The organism is Streptomyces sp. NPDC088910, from assembly GCF_044749865.1.
In the GTDB taxonomy this organism is placed as follows: Bacteria; Actinomycetota; Actinomycetes; order Streptomycetales; family Streptomycetaceae; genus Actinacidiphila.
Map to the genome: position 1 here is coordinate 41225 of NZ_JBIVIV010000006.1, position 13963 is coordinate 55187.

General features: G+C 73.4%; 11 protein-coding genes and 1 riboswitch. Of the genes, 4 read left to right on the forward strand and 7 right to left on the reverse strand.

Going from position 1 to position 13963, the window contains the following annotated elements; translation table 11 throughout:
- Positions 1 to 39: 39 nt before the first annotated feature.
- From ACIP4Z_RS15590 to ACIP4Z_RS15610, 5 genes are all read right to left on the reverse strand, one after another.
- Positions 40 to 3144, reverse strand: coding sequence for a DEAD/DEAH box helicase (locus ACIP4Z_RS15590; RefSeq protein ID WP_401308244.1), 3105 nt, complete (start codon positions 3142 to 3144; stop codon positions 40 to 42).
- Positions 3145 to 3581: 437 nt separating this feature from the next.
- Positions 3582 to 5489, reverse strand: coding sequence for a ricin-type beta-trefoil lectin domain protein (locus ACIP4Z_RS15595; RefSeq protein ID WP_391163216.1), 1908 nt, complete (start codon positions 5487 to 5489; stop codon positions 3582 to 3584).
- Between the two features lie 397 nt (positions 5490 to 5886).
- Positions 5887 to 6903, reverse strand: a complete 1017-nt coding sequence (locus ACIP4Z_RS15600; protein ID WP_401308247.1) for a LacI family DNA-binding transcriptional regulator — start codon at positions 6901 to 6903, stop codon at positions 5887 to 5889.
- Between the two features lie 331 nt (positions 6904 to 7234).
- On the reverse strand, positions 7235 to 7975 hold the full coding sequence (locus tag ACIP4Z_RS15605) for a methyltransferase domain-containing protein (RefSeq protein ID WP_391045759.1): 741 nt from the start codon (positions 7973 to 7975) through the stop codon (positions 7235 to 7237).
- Between the two features lie 117 nt (positions 7976 to 8092).
- The gene (locus tag ACIP4Z_RS15610) at positions 8093 to 9049 is read right to left on the reverse strand and encodes an enoyl-CoA hydratase/isomerase family protein (protein WP_401308251.1); all 957 of its coding nucleotides are present in this window, start codon (positions 9047 to 9049) and stop codon (positions 8093 to 8095) included.
- A 217-nt stretch (positions 9050 to 9266) separates the two neighbouring features.
- Positions 9267 to 9361: riboswitch (ZMP/ZTP riboswitch) on the forward strand.
- A 20-nt stretch (positions 9362 to 9381) separates the two neighbouring features.
- On the opposite strand from ACIP4Z_RS15610, the gene ACIP4Z_RS15615 reads away from it, so the two are divergent.
- Positions 9382 to 10851: a glycine hydroxymethyltransferase gene (locus ACIP4Z_RS15615; protein ID WP_401308254.1), complete on the forward strand. Its 1470-nt coding sequence runs from the start codon at positions 9382 to 9384 to the stop codon at positions 10849 to 10851.
- A 116-nt stretch (positions 10852 to 10967) separates the two neighbouring features.
- Here ACIP4Z_RS15615 and ACIP4Z_RS15620 read toward each other — a convergent pair whose 3' ends face one another.
- On the reverse strand, positions 10968 to 11183 hold the full coding sequence (locus ACIP4Z_RS15620; RefSeq protein WP_355346831.1) for a DUF4190 domain-containing protein: 216 nt from the start codon (positions 11181 to 11183) through the stop codon (positions 10968 to 10970).
- A gap of 161 nt (positions 11184 to 11344) precedes the next feature.
- Complete coding sequence (locus tag ACIP4Z_RS15625; protein WP_355346770.1) at positions 11345 to 11497, reverse strand: hypothetical protein; 153 nt, start codon at positions 11495 to 11497, stop codon at positions 11345 to 11347.
- A gap of 114 nt (positions 11498 to 11611) precedes the next feature.
- On the opposite strand from ACIP4Z_RS15625, the gene ACIP4Z_RS15630 reads away from it, so the two are divergent.
- The 3 genes from ACIP4Z_RS15630 to ACIP4Z_RS15640 all read left to right on the forward strand — a co-directional run bounded on the left by ACIP4Z_RS15630 (position 11612) and on the right by ACIP4Z_RS15640 (position 13928).
- The gene (locus ACIP4Z_RS15630; RefSeq protein WP_355346773.1) at positions 11612 to 12247 is read left to right on the forward strand and encodes a TetR family transcriptional regulator; all 636 of its coding nucleotides are present in this window, start codon (positions 11612 to 11614) and stop codon (positions 12245 to 12247) included.
- Between the two features lie 336 nt (positions 12248 to 12583).
- Positions 12584 to 13729: an AraC family transcriptional regulator ligand-binding domain-containing protein gene (locus tag ACIP4Z_RS15635; RefSeq protein WP_401308258.1), complete on the forward strand. Its 1146-nt coding sequence runs from the start codon at positions 12584 to 12586 to the stop codon at positions 13727 to 13729.
- Entirely contained in the window at positions 13722 to 13928 is a 207-nt protein-coding gene (locus tag ACIP4Z_RS15640; protein ID WP_401308261.1) for a hypothetical protein, read from the forward strand. Before ACIP4Z_RS15635 ends, ACIP4Z_RS15640 begins: the two co-directional genes overlap by 8 nt.
- Positions 13929 to 13963: the final 35 nt, after the last annotated feature.

Here is a 13963-nt window from a genome sequence, read left to right on the forward strand (position 1 = left end):
CCGCCGCGCCGCCGCACTCGCACCGACCGCCGAGACGTGTCACTCGCTCACCGCCTCTTCCTCCGACAGCCGCAGGGCGTCGCGCAGTTCGGCCGTGGTCAGCTCCGCGAGCCAGTTCGCCGCCGCGGTGTCGCCCGCGCCGACGGCGCCGACGGCGGCGTCCGCGAGGGTGCGCTTGGCCTCGATCATCGCGTCGACGCGCTCCTCGACGGTGCCCGCGCAGACGAAGGTGCGCACCTGGACGTCGCGGGGCTGGCCGATCCGGAAGGCGCGGTCGGTGGCCTGGTCCTCGACGGCCGGATTCCACCAGCGGTCGATGTGCACGACCTGGCTGGCCGCGGTGAGGTTGAGGCCGGTGCCGCCCGCCTTGAGGGAGAGCAGGAAGACGGCGGGGCCGTCCGTCTCCTGGAAGCGGGCCACCATGTCCTCGCGGGCCCGCGCCGGGTCGCCGCCGTGCAGGAACAGCACCTCGGTGCCGAGCCGCCTGGCCAGGTGCGGGCGCAACAGGGCGCCGAAGGCCGCGTATTGGGTGAAGCACAGCGTCTTGTCGCCCGCGGCGAGCGCGGTCTCCAGCGTTTCCTCCAGACGGGCGAGTTTGCCGGAACGGCCGTCCAGAGACGAGCCGTCGCCGAGGAAGTGGGCGGGGTGGTTGCAGACCTGCTTCAGCTTGCCGAGGGCGGCCAGTACGTGGGCGCGGCGGCGCAGTCCGCGGGTCTCGTCCATGCGCGCGAGCATGTCGGCGACGACCGCGCGGTAGAGCGCGGCCTGCTCCGCGGTCAGATTGCACACCACCTTGATGTGCTGCTTCGCGGGCAGTTCGCGGGCGATGGCCGGATCGGACTTGAGCCGCCGCAGCACGAACGGCCCGGTGCGGCGGCGCAGTTCGGCCGCCACGGCCGCGTCGCCGTCGCGTTCGACGGGGATCGCGTACCGCTCCTTGAAGGCGCCCGCCGTGCCGAACAGGCCGGGGTTCACCAGGTCGAGCAGCGCGTGCAGTTCGGCGAGTCGGTTCTCGACGGGGGTGCCGGTGAGGGCGATCCGGTGCCGGGCGGGCAGGGCGCGCAGCGCCCGGTACTGGTGCGTGGCACTGTTCTTGACGCTCTGCGCCTCGTCCACGACCAGCCGCCGCCAGGTGACGGCGGCCAGCGCCTCGTGGTCGCGCTGCACCAGCCCGTAAGTGGTGATCACCAGGTCGGCGCCTCTTACCGCCGCGGCCAGTTCCGTACCGGTCAGCCGCCCCGCGCCGTGGTGCACGTACACCCGCAGCTCGGGTGCGAAGGCGGCGGTCTCGCGCCGCCAGTTGCCGACCAGCGACATCGGGCAGACGACGAGCGTCGGGCCGTACGCGCCCTGGTCGCGCCAGTCCGGGTCGCGCCGGTCCGGGTCGCCGTCCCGGTCGCGGTTCCGGTCACCCTCCCGCTCGCGGTCCCGGTCACCCTCCCGCTCGCCGTCCCGCTCGCGTTCCACGGCGAGCAGCGCGAGGGTCTGGGCGGTCTTGCCCAGGCCCATGTCGTCGGCGAGCACGGCGCCGAGGCCGAGCCGGGACAGGAACGCGAGCCAGTCCAGGCCGCGTTGCTGGTACGGACGCAGGGTCGCGGTGAAGTCGGCGGGTACGGCGACCGGTTCCGGGCGGTGCTCCGCGCTGCCGCGCAGCAGTGCGCCGAGGCCGCTGAGCCGGTCCGCGGGGTCGTCGGCGGTGACCGCGGTGACGGGCAGCCCCGCCTCGGCCGCGGTCGGGTCGAGGGCGATCCGCAGGGCCTGTCCCGTGGTCATGGTGCCGCTGCCCGCGCGTTCCAGGAAGGCCAGCACGGCGGCGATCCGCTCCGGGTCGACCTCGGTCCACTGGCCGCGCAGGCGTACCAGCGGCTGCCGGGCGGCGGCGAGCGCGGTGAGTTCCTTGTCGGTCAGCGCCTGGTCGCCGAGGGCCACCCGCCAGCGGAAGGCCACGATCGCGTCCCGGTCGGCGATGCTCGACGTCTCGACGGTGCCGGGCTGCGGCTCCCGTACGGTCAGCGCCATGCCCAGCGCGGGCTTGCGCTGCCACCACGACGGGACCAGCACCCCGAACCCCGCCTCCGTCAGCGCCGGGGCCGCCTCCCGCAGAAAGGCCAGCGCCCCGGCCCGGTCGAGCCGCAGCCCGGACGGGCGCTCACCGGCCAGCGCGGTGCGCAGCGCCTGATACGTGCGGGCGGCGCGGGTCAGCGCGGCGAGCACCGTCTGCGGCGGGTCGTCGGCGTACCGCGTCAGCGCGGCCTGCGCGGGGCCGCGCGTCCACACCTCGGCGGCCTCGACGGTGAGCGACGGCTCGTCGACGGCCTGGACGAGGAAGTCGAGACTCCAGCCGTCGTCCTCCGCCCCGTCGCCCGGGCCCGCGCCGAGGTCGCCGCCGCGCGGTTCCGTCAGCCGGAAGCAGAGCCGCAGCGGCTGGTCGTCCGCGGCGGCCGACGCGTGCCAGGCGGCCAGCCGCTCCCCGAGCCGGGCCGTCTCGACCGGGTCGGCCGCGCGCATCCGGCCGTCCGCCGCGCCGAGCGCCGCCGCCCACGCCTCGGCCGCTCCGGCCGCCTTCCCGCCCTTCACCAGCGGCCCCGCGTCCTCCAGCGCCGCCCGCGCCTCGCTGTCCACCAGCACGGCCATGACGTCCGTGACGAGTCCGGCCGCCGACCGCACGCCGTCGGCCGCGCCCAGGGTCAGCGTCGGCGGGACGGCCGCGGTCAGCCGGGCCAGCTCCTGGTGGCCCGCGGCGTCGGGCGCCGGGCGCCACCGGGCGTGCGGGACGCCGTCCTCGCGGACGAGTTCGGGCAGCAGCCTGCCCCGGCCGACCAGCCGCCACGCCAGGTCGTGGGCGGCGACCAGCCACCGCACGGAGGCGCCGTAGGGCAGCTCGGGCAGGTCGGCGTGCGACAGCTCGCCGAGGAGCTGGGCGGCCTGGCCGGGGGTGAACAGGACGGCCGGTACGGTCCAGGGCGCGAGCGCGCCGCGACCGTCGCCGGGAGCGGCCGGTGTCCGCAGTTCGGGCGACGGCCGGGGCCGCCCGGCGGTGGTGGGCAGCACGAGGCCCGCGGTCCCGCGCGCGGCGCGGCCCGCGAGCCAGCCCAGTCCTGGGCCGCCCGTCGAGAGCAGCCGTACGACCTCGGCGGCGGGCACGGCGAAGGGGTGCGTGGCGGGCGCGCCCGCCGGAGTCTCCCCGTCCGCGTCCCGGCCCGTCGCCGCCCTGGGAGGTCTGCCTGGGGCGGGCTCCGCCGCCCGTGCGTCACCGGCGACGAGCCGCTTCGACGGATTCCCACCGTCTGCGTCCCTGCCCGTCGCCGTCCTGGGACGACTACCAGCGGCAGGCTCCGCCGCCCGTGCGTCACCGGCGGCGGGCGGGCTCGTGCCGCCCGCCGTGCGCGGCGGTGTGTGTTCCGTCCACAAGGCGAGCCGCCGGTCCGCTCGCCACTGGGCGTGCAGAGCGAACACGGCGGCTGCCTTCCGTCGGCGACGGCTGATCGGCGGTTGATCAGCGGGAATGGTGGCTGCCGACAGCCTACGTCGAGGTCAGGACATCACCGGGGCGCCACCTGGGCCGCCCGTGGTGGCAGGGGTCACGCGGCGGGCGTGGTCCACTGCTGGTTGGCGGCCCCGGTGCAGTCCCAGATCTGGAGCCGGGTGCCGTTGGCCGAGCTGGGTCCCGTGGCGTCGAGGCATCTGCCCGACTGCGGGTTGACCAGGGTGTTGTTGGCGCCGTGCGTCCATTGCTGGGCGCCGGAGCCGTTGCAGTCGTAGAGCTGCGCCTGGGTGCCGTTGGCGGTGCCGCCGCTGGCCAGGTCGAGGCACTTGCCGAGCACCTGGAAGGTGGTGCCGGAGGCGGTCCACTGCTGGGCGGTGGTGCCGTTGCAGTCGTAGAGCTGCACGGCGGTGCCGTTGGCGCTGCTGGCGTTGGCGGCGTCGGCGCACTTGCCGCCGTAGCCGGTGATCGCGCCGGTGTGGCCGGTGCCGCCGTTGCCCGTGCCCTGGGTGCCGTTCCAGGTGAAGGTGGCCGAGGCGCCGGCGGGCAGCGAGTAGGAGAAGTTCTCGTTGCCCCAGTTGGCCCGGATCGTCTGCGCGGACGACGTGTCGTTGTAGGCGATGAGCGCCTTGGACCCGTCGGGGTTGCGCCAGGCGACGTTCGGCACGCTGGTGTTGGCGGTGGAGGCGATCCGGTACGCGCCGGGCTTCACGAATTTCGTGAGGTGGCCCATCGTGTAGTACTCGATCGTGTAGTCGACCTGCCCGCTGCGGCTGTCGCCGTTGTGCACGGTGATCAGGCCGGTGCAGGTGCCGCAGCCGCCGTTGTGCGGACCCATGTTCTGGTCGACCGCCAGGCTCCATTTGACCCAGCTCTGGCCCCAGTTGCGGGTGTAGTCGATCAGATTGTGCATGTCCTCCTTCTGCTGGTTGGCGATCCAGGTGCCACCGGAGTGCTCGGTGTCGAAGGCGGGCAGATTCGGGTACTGGTTGTGGACGGTGGTCTGCTCGCTGACGTCACCGCCGTATCCGTGCCAGGCCAGACCGCCGAAGTTGGGGTCGTTGCGGATGGCCGCGTCGGTGACGGTGGGGGCGGCGTAGCTGTCGTACGTGTCCCAGTTCCAGTCCAGCGCGAGGACCTTGGTGGACAGTCCGGCCGCGTGCAGCGCGGGCAGCAGATTGGTCTTGGTGAAGTACGCCAGCCCCGCGCCGTTCCACTGCGCCGACGGGTAACCGCCGCAACACGTGGGCTCGTTCTGCACGGTGACGTAGTCGATCGGCACACCCTGCGCCTGGTACGCCTGGAGGTACTTGACGAAGTACTGCGCGTACGCGGCGTAGTACTGCGACTGCAACCAGCCCTGGCTGTAAGCGCCGTTGTCCTTCATCCACGGCGGCGGGGTCCAGGGGGTGCCCATCACCTTGACGTTGGGGTTGAGCTGACGCGCCTGCTTGGTGAGCGGCACGACGTCGGCCAGGTCATGGGCGATGCTGAAGTGCGCGAGCGTCGGGTCAGTCTGCCCCGCGGGCATGTCGTCATACGTGTAGTTGCCGCGGGCCAGGTCGGAGGCGCCCATCGGATTGCGCAGGAAGCCGAGGCCGATCCCGTTGACCGGGTCGAACAGCTTCTGCATCACGGTGTTGCGGGTCGAGGCGGACAGCGCGCCGCTGGAGTTCATCAGCCAGGCCGCGGTGTCGGTGAAGGAGGCGCCGCCGCCGCTGAACTGCTGGTAGGTGGTCTTCTCGTCGACGGTGACGTTCTGTCCCGAGCCGCCGGTGCCGGTCGCGAAGGTGAGCGGCGTCTGCTGTTCGAGGCCCTTGACGACGTTGCGTCCGCCGGAGTCGGAGGTGGTGGTCAGATAGACCTGCACGCTCTCGCCCGCGGCGTGCGCGGTGGCCGGAACGGCCAGCATGGGGGTGACGGCCGCCGCGGCGGCGGCGAGCATCCCGACGAGTGTGCGCCGCAAGCGGCGTCTGCCCGCGTGGGGGCGGGTTGCTGCGCTCATGGGTCCGGTTGCCTTTCTACGGCTGAGATGGCATGGCCCTGACATGACGAAGTGGGCAGTCGTGGGGCGCCCACTTTGTTTCATCACTTGTTTCACGACTTATATCGCGACGTGATTTAACTCGCGCACCCTATAGGCGTCAAGGGATTGAACACGGGCTGAATCGCTGTAACAGAATGAAACAGCGGTGATTGCGTGCGGGCGGCCGGTGTGACCTGCGGCATTGGTCCAGACCGCGGGAAGAAGCGCGGCGGCGCGCGGGAGCGGGCTCCGGGGACGCACCTCTTTCCCCCGGCGGGCTCAGCCTCAGGGAGCGGGCTCAGCCTCAGCGGGCGGCTTCAGCGGGCGGCTTCAGCGGGCGGCCTCAGCGAGCGGCCTCGGCGCCCAGCGGGCGGGCTCAGCGCCCAGCGGGCGCCGTGCTTCCGCGCGGCACCAGGACCGGCGCCTCCAGCAGGATGTCGGCCACTTCCTGGCCGTCGACCAGCGCGAGCAGCGCGGCGGCGGCCCGCTCGCCGTACGCGGGCACGCGCCGGCTGACGGCGGTGAGCGCCGGGTGCACCAGACGGCACAACTCGCTGTCGTCCCAGGCCACCAGGGACAGTTCGGCCGGGACCGGGATGCCCATCTCCTGCGTCACGCTCAGCGCGGCGACCGCCATCACGTCGTTGTCGTACACGATCGCGGTCGGCCGGTCGGCGCCGGACAGCAGGCGGCGGGTGGCGCGGGCGCCGTCCTCGCCGGAGTAGTCGGTGTACACACAGCTCACGCCGGTCAGGCCCAGTTCGGCCGCCGCCGCGTCGAACGCCTCGCCGCGCTCGCGGGTGTGCACGAAATGCGCGGGCCCCGCGACGCGGGCGATCCTCCGGTGCCCCATGGCGGCCAGATACGCCAGCGTCTCCCGTACGGCCTCCGCGTCGTTGAGCCACACCGACGGGACGCCGGGGACGCCCGCCGCGTGCCCGACCACCACGCCCGGCAGCTCCAACTCCCTGAGCAGGCCCAGCCGGTGGTCGTCGTCGCGCAGGTCGACCAGGAGCACGCCGTCCACCCGGCGCTCCCCCCACCAGCGGCGGTACGCGGCCTCCTCGGCGTCCGCGTCCTCGGTGACCTGGAGCAGCAGCGCCGTGCCGGTGGCGGCGAGACCGGCCTCGACGCCGGAGATGAGCTGCATGAAGAACGGCTCGATGCCCAGCACCCACGCGGGCCGGTCCACGACGAGTCCGATCGCGCCGCTGCGGCTGTTGGACAGCGCGCGGGCGGCGCTGCTCGGATGCCAGCCCATCCGCGCGGCGATCTCCAGAATCCGGGCCCTGGTCTGCGCCGACACCCCGGCCTTGCCGTTCAGCGCGTACGAGACCGCGCCCTTGGACACGCCCGCGGCGTCGGCGATGTCGGCGATGGTGGGACGCTTCACAGGGCTCACTCGGCCTCAAGGTGCCAGGGCCCGCGCGGGCCGTGCTCGGATGCGATCGGCACACACCTTAACAACGCTGAAACGTCGCCGCACCCTGTGTGACGGACTCCCATGGTGCCCCATGACGCTACTCCGCTCAACCGGTTCAGCGACTTCGAGCGCCCTGCGCGCGAGTGCCGCTCCGGCCCCCTCACGGCTCCCCCGACCGGACCGCGTCCCGTACCGCCCGGGGGTGGCGGGGCGCCGGCTCCGGGGCAGGGGGGCCGCCGGGAGACACGCGCGGAACAGGCGTACAGGGCCTGTGTGGCCTCTCCCGGCCGGGCCCCGCCCCTCACGCCCGTGTCGCCGCGATCTCCAGGCGTACGTAGTCCACGACCGGTTCGGCGAGCCGGGCGGCGACGGCCTTGACGAAGGGCTCACGGTCGTCGTCGGCCATGCCGTCGAGGTGGGCGCCGAGGACGACGGTGGCGAGGTAGGACTCCAGTTGGTCGCCGGGCTCGAAGCGGGCCGGGTCCGGCCGGAGGCCGACCTCGATGCCGGTGAACCCGGCGTCGGCGAGCTGCCGCCGGGTGTCCTCGACCCCGGCGAAGTCCCAGACGTCGGGCGCGCCGCCCAGGACGTCGGCCACGGCCGCGTTGACGGCCGCGATGTTGCCCCGGCCGCCGCATTCGCTGACCAGTCGGCCGCCGGGGCGCAGCCGTCCGGCGAGCGAGGTGAAGAGCGCCGCGTGGTCGGCGATCCAGTGGAAGGCGGCGACGCTGAAGACGGCATCCACCTCGCCGTCGAACGGCAGCGGTCGCGTCAGGTCGGCGTGGACGACCTCGACGCGGTCCAGCCGTCCGGCGAGGCGTTCGCGGAGCTGTTCCAGCATGCGGACGGAGCCGTCCACGGCCACCACCCGGCCGCGCGGCAGGAGGTCGAGCAGGCCCGCCGTGTCGCGGCCGGTGCCGCAGCCCGCGTCGAGCACCCGCTCGTCACCGGCCAGCGGCAGCCGCCCGAGCGTGCGCCGTCCCCAGCCGAGGTGCGGCAGGGGAAGCGAGTCGTACGTCTTGGCGTCCCATTCCCTCGGCATGGCGCGGCACTCCGTTCCCCGGCCCTCGGGCCGTCAGCTCCCGCCGCGGCACGGCGAGTTCAGCGGTCACGCTACGCCCCTCGTCCACATCATGACACCCGTATCTCACATAATGAGCTACAGGGTCGCTGACCAGGTCGGCTTGCGGTCCTTGTCGACCAGCGCCGCGCGCACGCCCTCCGCGAAGTCGGGGGTGAACGCCGTCGCGCACGCCCATGCCAGCTCGTCCGCCAGGCACTCCTCAAGCTCCGCGCGGGCGCCGCGCGCCAGCAGGTCGAAGGTGATCGCCAGGCTCGCGGGCGACGCACGGCGCAGCGCCTCCAGCGTGTCGTCCGCCCACGCGCGGTCCTCGTCCTCCGCCACCAGCCGCGCCCACACCTCGCCGAGGTCGGGGGCCGCGAAGCAGCGTTCGATCGCGGCGAGGTGGTCCGTCAGCTCCGACGGCGGCGCGCCGACGTACCGCGCCAACGGCGCCCCCGCCGGGTCCGTGCCGTCGTCGCCGATCAGCGCCGCCTCCAGCGCGGGCAGTTCGGCGGCGGGCACGTAATGCGTGGCGAGACCGCACGCCACGGCCGCCGCGCCCGACACGCGCACTCCGGTCAGCCCGAGATACCAGCCGACCGCGCCCCGCAGCCGGGGCAGGAAGTAGCTGGCGCCGATGTCGGGGAAGAAGCCGATCCCCGTCTCCGGCATGGCGAGCGCCGCCCGCTCGGTCACGACCCGCGCCGACCCGTGCACCGAGATGCCGAGGCCGCCGCCCATCGCGTAACCGTCGATCAGCGCCGTGTACGGCTTCGGGTACCGCGCGATCATCGCGTTGAGCCCGTACTCGGCCGTGAAGTACGTCTTCACCGCCGTATCGTCCCCGGCGAGCGCCGCCGCCCGTACGGCCCTGATGTCACCGCCCGAGCAGAACGCCTTGGGCGACGTGCTGCGCACCACGACCGACCGTACGGCCGCGTCGTCGCGCCATCCCTCCAGCGCCTGCGTCATCAGCCGGACCATCGTCAGGTCCAGCGCGTTCAGCGCCCCCGGACGGTCCAGCTCGATCACCCCCGTGCCCCCTTCGCTCACACGGGTCCTCACGGGCGATCCGACGGCATCCATGCTGCTCCCCACGGCTTCCGGACCCCGCCACCGGAGCCTCGCCCCCATCCAAACAGACGCCTCTCGACGCCCCGCGCGAGCGGCCCCGGCGCCGGCGGGCGGGCACGCGGGCGGGCAGGGGTGTGCGGAACCGTCTCACCAGGCCGACGCGCGGTACGCGCCCCCGAGGGACTTGGTACGCTCGGCGACGGGCCGTGACTGGCGCGCTGGGATGGGTTCAACCATCGGGAAGCGGCCCGCGCTGGAAGCGATGAAGTGCCGTGCGCCTGGGCCGTCCCGTTCCGATCAGGAGGACTCCCATGGCCGCTTCCGAGCCGTCTGCCAGCACCGCCTCGACCGCCTCAACCGCTTCAACCGCCTTCCGCAGCGCGCTGGACGTGATCCACGGGGTCGAACCGCGCGTCGCGGACGCCATCGCGAACGAGCTGGCGGACCAGCGCGAGATGCTGAAGCTGATCGCCAGCGAGAACTACGCGTCGCCCGCCGTGCTGCTGGCGATGGGCAACTGGTTCAGCGACAAGTACGCCGAGGGGACCGTCGGCCGCCGTTTCTACGCGGGCTGCCGCAATGTGGACACCGTCGAGTCGCTGGCCGCCGAGCACGCGCGGACCGTGTTCGGCGCCGACCACGCCTACGTACAGCCGCACTCGGGCATCGACGCGAATCTGGTGGCCTTCTGGGCGGTGCTGTCGCAGCGGGTCGAGAGCCCGGCGCTGGCCAAGGCGGGCGTCAGGCAGGTCAACGACCTGTCGGAGCGGGACTGGGCGGAACTGCGCCGCGAATTCGGCAACCAGCGGATGCTCGGCATGTCCCTGGACGCGGGCGGCCACCTGACCCACGGCTTCCGCCCGAACATCTCGGGCAAGATGTTCGACCAGCGCAGTTACGGCACCGACCCGGCGACCGGTCTGCTGGATTACGACGCGGTACGGGCCACCGCCCGCGAATTCCGTCCGATGATCATCGTGGCGGGCTACTCGGCGTACCCCCGGCTGGTGAACTTCCGTCTCATGCGGGAGATCGCGGACGAGGTCGGCGCGACGCTCATGGTGGACATGGCGCACTTCGCCGGTCTGGTCGCGGGCAAGGTGCTGACCGGCGACTTCGACCCGGTGCCGCACGCGAGCATCGTCACGACGACCACGCACAAGTCGCTGCGCGGCCCGCGCGGCGGCATGGTGCTGTGCGACGACTCGCTGGCCGAGCACGTCGACCGCGGCTGCCCGATGGTGCTGGGCGGCCCGCTGCCGCACGTCATGGCGGCGAAGGCCGTGGCGCTCGCGGAGGCGGCGCGGCCGGAGTTCGCCGACTACGCGCAGGCCGTCGTCGACAACGCGCGCTCCCTCGCCGAGGGGCTGCTGACCCGCGGCGCGAAGCTGGTGACGGGCGGCACCGACAACCACCTCGTGCTGATCGACGTCTCCGGCTACGGGCTGACCGGCCGCCAGGCCGAGGCCGCGCTGCTGGACGCGGGCATCGTCACCAACCGCAATTCGGTGCCGCAGGACCCGAACGGCGCCTGGTACACCTCCGGCATCCGGATCGGCACCCCGGCGCTCACCACGCGCGGGCTCGGCGCGGTCGAGATGGACGAGATCGCGGGCCTGATCGACACGGTGCTGTCCGGTACGACGGCCGCGCCCGCGAAGAGCGGCGGCCTGTCGAAGGCGAAGCACGTGCTGGACGCGGCGGTGGCGGAGCAGGTCGCCAAGCGCGCCGCCGACCTGCTCGCGGGCTTCCCCCTCTACCCGGGCATCGACCTGAGCTAGCGCCCGCGACCCGAACCGGGTCCTGGACCGGACTCCCCCGAACGCCGAGCGGGCCCTTCCCTTGTGGGAGGGCCCGCTCTGTTCGGCGGATCGACGGTTCGGCGGATCGGCAGTTCCTAGCTGAACTGCCAGATCACGCCGTGGTGGGCGATCGTCAGCGCCAGGACGACCAGCAGGTCGGCGACGCCGAGGGCGAAGCCGAGCAGCGCGCGCCCGCGGCGCTGGGTGCCGCGGCTGATCGCGACCAGAGCCAGCACGATGGCGACCGGGCCGAGCACGAGGTTGAGGACGAGCAGGCCGGGGAGGCCGAGCAGGAAGGACGCGACGGCCATGCCGTCGGCGTCACGGGTGTTCGCGGCCGGTGTGCCGGTCGCGACCGGGTGGGCTGCGGTGTTCACGGTGTTCCTTCCGGGAACTGTCGTCGTGGTTCGGGGTGTCGGGCCGGTAGGGGCCCGTGCCGCACGCGGAGTGCGGGGGGCGCGTCGGCGTGGGTTCAGCCGCGGTGCCGGGCGATGCCCTCGCGGACCGCGAAGCCGAACAGCCAGACGGCGATGGCGCCCGCGGCGACGAGGAAGACCGGCAGCGTGGTGTGAGCGGCGGCGCCCATCAGGACGCCCATGCCGAGCAGGAGGACGACGAGGCTCATGTCTGCTCCACCTCCGGGGAGTTGACGTTTCAGATAACACTTGTTCACTGACTTCATCAGTGTAGCGCCGGCCCGTGCTGGCCAAAGTCGGAGAACGGTTGTTTACTGAATGACATGAGTCACACTCCGGGGGTCCGCCAGGCACAGAAGCAGCAGACCCGGCAGTCGCTGCTGGACGCGGGCCTGCGGCTGCTGGAGCACCAGAACCTCAGCAGCCTGGGCCTGCGCGAGCTGACCCGGGAGATCGGCGTCTCCCCCGCCGCCTTCTACCGGCACTTCCCCGACATGGCCGACCTCGGCGTCGCCCTGGTCGCCGAGTCACTGGGCAGCCTGCACACCGTGATCCGGGCGGTGCTGGCCGAGGGCGCCGATTCCGCGGAACTCATCGACCGGACGGTGGCGCTCACCGCGGCGTACGTGGCGGAGCACCGCGCACATGTCCGCTTCATCGCCCGCGAGCGGCACGGCGGCGTGGCGCGGGTCCGCGAGGCCATCGCCGCGGAGCTGAACGGTTTCGCCGACGAGGTGGCCGCGGGACTCGCCGCGCAGCCCGTCTCCGCGGGCTGGCCGGCCGACGACCTCCGCGTACTGGCCGAGCTGTACGTCGACCACATGGTGATGACGGCCGCGGCCTTCCTGGAGGCCCCCGCGGACGACCCGGCGGCGCGCGACCGCATCATCCACGCCGCCCGGATGCGCATGCGCGTCATCAGCATCGGCCGCGCCCACTGGCTCGACCCGGAGGCGTAGCGAGCCGGTCCGGGAGCGCGGGACGAGCCGGTCCGGGCCACGGAAAGGGGTGCCGCCGGTGCGAATGGAGACCCATCCGCACCGGCCGTCCCCCGTTGTCCCCCGCGCCTCCCCCGACACGGGACACCCACGATGCCCAGGGGCACCGGTGCCCCCGATCATGTCCCGGACAGGAGGTGCCAAGGGAGGGCATAACGCGCCACGCACCGGACCCAACGCGCCACATGCCGCGTAAGCTGCCGGAACCCCTTCGCATGAACCATGCGCCACGCACCACGCACACCTCCCGACCCGACCCGACCCGACCCGACGAGCCGACTGCCCGAGGAGCCGGTCATGCCCCCCACCGCGACACCGTCCGTCGGCCCGGCAGGGCCCGCCGCCCCCGACCGGCTGACGGAGCCCGACCGGCTGACGGAGTGCGTCGTCGTGCCGCGCTTCATCGCCACCGCCGCCACCCCGAGCCTCGCGCAGGCGCGGCAGCTCGTACGGGCGGCGGGACTGCCGAACGTCCTGCACGGGCCGGAGACCGCGCGGACGCCGTCCGCGAACACCTACCGCCTCTGGGGCGCGGTGCTGGCCCGCACGGAGCGGCCGGACGCCGGGCTGCTGGCTGCCGCGGGCTACCGGCCGGGACTGCTCGACCTCTTCGACTACCTGTTGAGCACCGCGCCCACCGTCGGCGAGGGCCTGGCCAGGGCCGCCTCGTACATCCATCTGGTGAGCAGCAATTCGGTGCTGACCAGCACGGAGTCGGGCGACGAGGTGAGCGTGGAGTACGCGGTGCGGCGCGGTGACGACGAACTGCGGGGCGTCGTCGCGGAGTTCGCCCTGTCGGTGGTCACCTCGCAACTGCGCCACGCCACCGGGACGGCCCTCACCCCGCTGCGGGTCTCCTTCACCCACCGGCGGCCACGCGGACACGGCGGCTACGGGGAGGCGTTCGGCGACGCGCCGGTGGACTTCGACGCCGAGGCGGACGCGATCACGCTGCACCGCGCCGATCTGGAACGCCCGTTGGTCACCGCGGACCCGGCGCTCGCCGCGATCATGATGCGTACCGCGCGGACCGTACGGGTTCCCCGGGCGGACACCGAGGGCGTCGCCGTGCCCGGTCTGCGCGAGGCGATCATCACCCAACTGCCTGACGGACGGCCCTCGTTGGCCGAAGCGGCGCGGCGGCTCGCGGTCAGCCCGCGCACCCTCCAGCGCCGTCTCGGCGAGTCGGGCACCACCTGGCGCGCCGAACTCGACGCCGTACGCCGGGAACGGTCCGCCGATCCCCGGCACGCGGGCGGCGGCTCCGCCCAGCGCGCGGCCCGCCTCGGTTTCGCCGAATCCCGGTCGCTGCGCCGCGCGATGAACCGCTGGGACGCGCGCGAGCGCGAGACCGGGCAGCATACGGATCGGGCGGAACAGGCGGAACGGGTGGGCCAGGACAGGGAAACGGAACGCGACAGGGAGTGGGGACGACGTGCGTGAGTCCGGTGAGCACACCGAGGGCGGCGACCCCGTCTGCTGGCTGAACCGCGTCTGCGACGAATGCGGCGCCTTCCGCGAGGACATGACGGCCAGCGCCTGCGCCCGCTGCGGTACGCCGTTCCCGACGGGTGACGGCGTCGGGCCGGGCCAGGCCCGCGAGCACCCCGACCGCACCGACCACGACTCCCCCTCCGACTGACCCCGCAGCCCGCCCCAGCCCGCAGAGAGCCGCCC

Coding starts and splice junctions, on each gene's coding strand:
- ACIP4Z_RS15625 (WP_355346770.1), bottom strand. CDS start 11,497: ATGAGCCTCGTCGTCCTCCTGCTCGGCATGGGCGTCCTGATGGGCGCC.
- ACIP4Z_RS15605 (WP_391045759.1), bottom strand. CDS start 7,975: ATGCCGAGGGAATGGGACGCCAAGACGTACGACTCGCTTCCCCTGCCG.
- ACIP4Z_RS15635 (WP_401308258.1), top strand. CDS start 12,584: ATGCCCCCCACCGCGACACCGTCCGTCGGCCCGGCAGGGCCCGCCGCC.
- ACIP4Z_RS15620 (WP_355346831.1), bottom strand. CDS start 11,183: ATGGCCGTCGCGTCCTTCCTGCTCGGCCTCCCCGGCCTGCTCGTCCTC.
- ACIP4Z_RS15595 (WP_391163216.1), bottom strand. CDS start 5,489: ATGAGCGCAGCAACCCGCCCCCACGCGGGCAGACGCCGCTTGCGGCGC.
- ACIP4Z_RS15630 (WP_355346773.1), top strand. CDS start 11,612: ATGAGTCACACTCCGGGGGTCCGCCAGGCACAGAAGCAGCAGACCCGG.
- ACIP4Z_RS15615 (WP_401308254.1), top strand. CDS start 9,382: ATGGCCGCTTCCGAGCCGTCTGCCAGCACCGCCTCGACCGCCTCAACC.